This window comes from Legionella drozanskii LLAP-1, from assembly GCF_001467585.1.
Lineage (GTDB): Bacteria > Pseudomonadota > Gammaproteobacteria > Legionellales > Legionellaceae > Tatlockia > Tatlockia drozanskii.
Genome location: NZ_LNXY01000025.1, coordinates 552 through 4690 on the forward strand (window position 1 = coordinate 552; position 4139 = coordinate 4690).

The following is a 4139-nucleotide window of genomic DNA, read 5'->3' on the forward strand; positions in this document are numbered from 1 at the left end:
GGTATCGATGACGGCTAAAATACCGTCTACTTTGGAAAAGGAGAAAGAAAGGAGACCTAATTCGATGATCTCGTGAAGGGATGCATCAAGGCCCATGGTTTCTAAATCAACGATAGTCGCTACAAAATGCTGTGAATCGGTTGGCGTGCGCGGCAAAAAAGAGGCTGGGACTCGTTTTAAAACCTGATAGTCGGGGTGTTGGGCGATTTGTTGAAAAATTTCTTCAGTCATTGTTGATTAACGCTCCTTGGTCAATAGTGTTTATCATAGAATGATTTTGGCTAAATGTCTTAAAAGAAGGTCTGTCTTCCTCATTAAAGTTAGCCTTCCAAAGTATGAGGCTGTGAGCTCTCAATATTGAGTGGAAGCAACTTTTCAGCGAAACAATGGTTTTTCTCTCGCTGTTGATATCCAGTTTGACTATTTTATTCCACCTATCTTACAAGATTGGCAGGATAAATCCTTTGGCAGTATTCAAATCCTGCAAATACTTCATTCGGATACAAAAGAACCTATTAATGATTTGCAGTTAGATGAGATGAAATGCTATGGTGAATTTGTTGGCATTATTTGAAAAGAAAAAAACTATTAATCACCTCAAAAAGAAGTCATTATTCTCGAATTAGTTTAAACCCGATGGTGATTGTCATTTAAATAACATTTAAATGACAGGGTAGGAATTCTACGATATTATCGCAACCGTCAACCTAGTACCAATTGGAATAGAAAGGATTTAAAGATGGAAATTATTACTCTCTCGTTTGAAGAAACGCTTGTCGTTCAACTCAACAACCAACTCGTGACGATTCTTCCTAAAAAGGGTCAGCAGTTGCAAGGCGATATTTCGTTTGGCATTGCAGCGCCTAAGTCTATCTCCGTGGATAGAGAAGAAGTTTATCATTTAAAAAAGCAAAACAATCAATTGACAAAAAAAGACAGAGTATGAAACGAAACCAATTAAGGGCTTTCTTGATGTTGGGATTGTTCGTTGCTCCAATTTTTAGTTTTAGCAAGGCATTGCCGAACGCACAGGTAATGAATCAAACGACTCGAAGCCCTTCGTTTTTGTTTAATCGGACTAACAAACTTTTATCGATTACTTATAGTCTTTGTGAGTACGATTATATTAGGAATAAGCCAAAATCAGAAAATACTACCTGTTCTCAATCAACGCAATTATTGCCTGTGAATGGATATCTTGAGTTTGCTTTAGAAACAATAGAGGTTACTGATTATATTACGCATGTAAAGAACGCCTTTATCGGAAAAGTAAGTGATGAAGAGGGTAATTACCAGTATTTTATTAAAAATTGGGATGATTCGTCTGCTTACACTGACTATTCGAAAATATTTGTTGGAGGAGTTCATCGCGTAGCTTCGTATTGCTATATGTTTACGGCTCAATCTATCTACCTTTACGCAACAAAAACGGGATTTTTATGTGCGTAAGATTAGTGATAGGGTTGGTCTTTTTGTTAAGCGGTTTTAGTTACGCCTACCAGATAGAGAGAACTTTCAGAGTAATTAATACCAGCGATAGTCCCATCACTGTTGATTTTGATTTATGTAATTATAGCAGTCAGCAAAAACGCTATACGGTGTGTGACCATTATCAAATTTGGCTTTCTGGAATATCCAGTTCAGGCCATTATTATGATATTCCTGGAGGTTATTATGATGCTCCAGGAAATACACTTTACCAAATACTAATAATTACTCGGGTATCCAATAATCAAGTGACCACTGCCTTTAAGGCGTCTAGAACACCACTGGATTCAAAACGCACTACCTCTACAGACGTGAGTTGTACTCTAACTGATACCACTTCGACTATTGTGCTTCACGAGACTGATCAACGGTTTTATTGCCAATTTTTTTAATTTATAGTTGAGGTTAAAAGAAATGAGATATTTTATTGGTAGTGTATTGATTCTTCTCAGTTCACTATTGAGTCAAACCGTATTTTCATTCGTATTGAGAAATGAATTTTATGTTCTCAATGCGAGCAAACGAGTTTATGACATCAATTATATTGTGTGTAGATTTACGCTCGATAATAAACAAAGGAATACAAAATGCGATGTTGATTCATTCTTTAGATTAGCTCCTGGCCAAAGCAAGAGTATAGCAGTAGACGAAAATGATAATTATTATTATACGGAGGAAAAAGCTTTTGAACGAGGAATTTATATCTATCAAGTGTCCAGTCAGTCGTCAGAAGGGATTTTTTTGCGGGGTAATGAAGATTATACAAATTATTTAAAGGATCATAAGAATGATCTTATGAAAGGATATGTTGCATATTGTACTCCGTCACGTAAACAATCGGTCATTTTAGATGATTTTGGAACCGACAGAATTTATTGTCATGCTGCTTCTTAGTTTAAATTTATCTTCATATCCAACAGGATGGTAGTGATTTTGTTTCTAATTCGACATTTCATCGTTTAAACCATTTCACACCTAGAATGACTATTTAGTTAGTTCAAACGCAAAAATAAGCGTTGAATGTGCTGAGGTTGTAAGGGCTTAAATAGAATACTTGTCATCCCAACATCTAAACACTCATCCATAAGCGGCAGGTTTGGAAATTCAGATAGGGCGATGATGGGTGGAATTGGTAAAGATTTAGATTTGAGAACTTTTTTAATGACTTTACAGGATTCAACTCCATTTAAAGTTGGCAAGCTTAAGTCCATCAGGATGCAATCATAGCGTTTGAGGCATGCTTTAGAAATGGCAGATAGGCCATCATGCGCAAAATCAACATGACAGGGATGAAGATGAAGTAGCAAATCAAGATTTAAGCGCACTTCGAGTTCATCTTCAACAAGTAAAATGGTTTTAAATGATACGGCCATGTAGTCTCTCATAGTAAAAATTAAAAAATTTGGCTATTTAGGCAATAAAAAGCCCTCAGGGTAAACTTGACGCTTAACCTGTTAGTCGATTAAGAAAGAGTTAAGGGGAATGAACGATATGGATAACTACCCCTAGGATTTTAAAATCATCCATATTGATCACATCTATCGGCTGAAAAAGTGGATTTGCAGGTAGTAAGCGAATTTGATTGGTTTGAATCGATAAGGTTTTCACGGTGAGTTCGTTATTGACTACGGCAATCACCATTTGTCCATCCAATCCTTGTTGCCTACTCTCCACAATTAACAAATCACCCGATTTAATGCCTGCATTGACCATGGAGTCCCCACTGGCGCGTAATGCAAAGGTTTTTTCAGGGTTTTTAACGAGCATTTCTTGAAGATTAATACTGTCGTCAACTCGGTCATCAGCAGGGGAGGGGTAACCCGCTGCCACTTTGCTGGAGTAAAGAGGTATAGTATGATGGTAATCCGCTTGACGGACGGCCATGACTGTATCAATTTTGGAAAGAGGGACTCGAACTAATTTAGTTTCCTCTTGTTTCATACGGCCAGAGCCTTCCCGCCTACCGCCATGATTATTGGCCATGAATACCTCCAATTGAAAAATGTTACATTTTTCAAGATACGCCTTTTATAAAGCATTGTAAAGGGCTTGTGCTTAAAAAAGAAAACACGAAAAGATTCTTTTAAGTGGGGATAATGAAGAGAAATCTTTACTTTCGGATTTAAATCTTAGAGATATCTAGTTCCTGCGCTGGGGTAGGATTTGAGCTTAGAGGCCTCTTTTCGTTCTCAATAATTAGATAGATTAAAGGGTCTAAGAGATCCTATTCCAATCAAATGTTTATTTCCATGTTTTTCAACAATTCAAAATAATAAGGAGCTGTACTACTTCGATGGAAATCTTTCGGATTAGCTTTAATCCCTTGAAGAGTATATTTGTAATTAACTTCTTTTAGATAATCATGGCTACTTGTTTCGATTCGGGTTCAAGCAAATCTTTTCAAGCCTGTCTATTATGATACCGTATTTCATATCATTTAGTTTTGGGTTTGCAACTAATTGTATTTGTACAATGGAAGGGCTTGTTAGATAGTGCAGTGGTGGGCATCTATTATCATTTTGAATTCCTTATGAGCGTTATATTTTCTCCATTTACATTTATAAAAAGTATTTTAATTAGGCCTGGGACTAAGGATCGTGCGGTGAAGTGTAAAATAAGGTCTTTTTTGAGGTTATTTTTAAAATAAAACC

Annotated in this window: 7 protein-coding genes and 1 pseudogene; 5 read left to right on the forward strand and 3 right to left on the reverse strand. The window is 36.5% G+C overall.

Features of this window, described 5'->3' with window-relative positions; genetic code table 11:
* Positions 1–231: pseudogene (locus Ldro_RS16505) on the reverse strand (3'-5' exonuclease); the annotation flags it as partial.
* A 130-nt stretch (positions 232–361) separates the two neighbouring features.
* Between Ldro_RS16505 and Ldro_RS09280 the strand changes: the two are divergent.
* The 5 genes from Ldro_RS09280 to Ldro_RS09300 all read left to right on the forward strand — a co-directional run bounded on the left by Ldro_RS09280 (position 362) and on the right by Ldro_RS09300 (position 2382).
* A complete protein-coding gene (locus Ldro_RS09280) occupies positions 362–574 on the forward strand; it encodes a hypothetical protein (RefSeq protein ID WP_058496149.1) in 213 nt (70 codons plus the stop codon).
* A 165-nt stretch (positions 575–739) separates the two neighbouring features.
* Entirely contained in the window at positions 740–946 is a 207-nt protein-coding gene (locus Ldro_RS09285) for a carbon storage regulator (RefSeq protein ID WP_058496150.1), read from the forward strand.
* A complete protein-coding gene (locus Ldro_RS09290) occupies positions 943–1449 on the forward strand; it encodes a hypothetical protein (protein WP_058496151.1) in 507 nt (168 codons plus the stop codon). Before Ldro_RS09285 ends, Ldro_RS09290 begins: the two co-directional genes overlap by 4 nt.
* A complete protein-coding gene (locus Ldro_RS09295; RefSeq protein ID WP_058496152.1) occupies positions 1440–1880 on the forward strand; it encodes a hypothetical protein in 441 nt (146 codons plus the stop codon). The genes Ldro_RS09290 and Ldro_RS09295 overlap by 10 nt, the downstream gene beginning before the upstream one ends.
* 22 nt (positions 1881–1902) lie before the next feature.
* A complete protein-coding gene (locus Ldro_RS09300) occupies positions 1903–2382 on the forward strand; it encodes a hypothetical protein (protein WP_058496153.1) in 480 nt (159 codons plus the stop codon).
* 98 nt (positions 2383–2480) lie between these two features.
* Here Ldro_RS09300 and Ldro_RS09305 read toward each other — a convergent pair whose 3' ends face one another.
* Both Ldro_RS09305 and Ldro_RS09310 read right to left on the reverse strand, forming a co-directional pair.
* On the reverse strand, positions 2481–2861 hold the full coding sequence (locus Ldro_RS09305; RefSeq protein ID WP_058496154.1) for a response regulator: 381 nt from the start codon (positions 2859–2861) through the stop codon (positions 2481–2483).
* A 100-nt stretch (positions 2862–2961) separates the two neighbouring features.
* Positions 2962–3471 carry a LexA family protein gene (locus tag Ldro_RS09310; RefSeq protein ID WP_058496155.1) on the reverse strand — a complete coding sequence of 170 codons (510 nt, stop codon included), beginning with the start codon at positions 3469–3471 and terminating at the stop codon, positions 2962–2964.
* Positions 3472–4139 lie beyond the last annotated feature (668 nt).